General features: G+C 64.8%; 1 protein-coding gene. It reads right to left on the bottom strand.

Going from position 1 to position 355, the window contains the following annotated elements:
• Positions 1–355 (bottom strand): 4-vinyl reductase (locus tag AC1D0P_RS32620; protein WP_477680504.1); only part of this gene is annotated, 355 nt, incomplete at both ends.

The raw sequence follows: 355 nt of genomic DNA, 5'->3' as shown, positions 1-355 counted from the left end.
TCCGATAGCTGCCCGACGCCGGCTTTGGCCGCCGCCTTGCGCGGGCCATCCGAGAAGGCCTCGTCGCGCGACCCGATCACGCGCTCGCGGAACATGATCACCTCCGGGTCGGTCGCACCCCAGGCATCGGCCGGTTTGCCGATGACGCGGCAATGCGCGTGCCCTTGCGCTGCGCATTCGACCTCCTTGTAGACGATCAAGGTGTCGAAGAACGTGCTTGCATAGCCCGAAGCATAACCGAGCTGTGTCCAGCAGACCGGCTCGGCTGAATGAGTTGCCTGGCGGAAGGGTGCGGCCTCGGCGCTGTCATGCCAAAGGAACTCGGCTGAGAACCGCTTCTTGCGGAAGTCGTAGG

The organism is Polaromonas sp. P1_G2, assembly GCF_056405515.1.
This window is presented reverse-complemented; position numbering and strand designations above follow the sequence as displayed.